The organism is Pantoea sp. QMID4, from assembly GCF_030270445.1.
Lineage (GTDB): Bacteria > Pseudomonadota > Gammaproteobacteria > Enterobacterales > Enterobacteriaceae > Pantoea > Pantoea vagans.
Window position 1 is genome coordinate 1 of sequence record NZ_BSXL01000041.1, and the last position, 381, is coordinate 381.

Sequence of the window (381 nt, forward strand, 5' to 3'; positions counted from 1 at the left end):
GGCCGGGGCGTACGACTATGCGCTGCAGAAGGGCAACGCCTCCGGCACCGACGATAAAGGCTGGTACCTGACCAGCTACGTGACGCCGGCCCCGCAGCCTGACCCTGTTAACCCTGTTAACCCTGTTAACCCTGTTAACCCTGTTAACCCTGTTGACCCTGTTGACCCTGTTGACCCTGTTAACCCTGTTAACCCTGTTAACCCTGTTAACCCTGTTAACCCTGTTGACCCTGTTGACCCTGTTGACCCTGTTAACCCTGTTAACCCGCACGCCGTGCGCATGGTGCGCCCGGAAGCCGGCGCCTACGCCGCCAACCTGCAGGGCTCGCGCGACCTGTTCACCCTCTCCCTGCACGACCGGGCCGGCACCTCGCTCTACAC

1 protein-coding gene is annotated in these 381 nt (G+C 61.4%); it reads left to right on the top strand.

The features are described 5' to 3' along the window. Positions 1 to 381: autotransporter outer membrane beta-barrel domain-containing protein (locus tag QSK07_RS22730; protein ID WP_285723309.1), on the top strand; the 381-nt coding region annotated here is incomplete at both ends.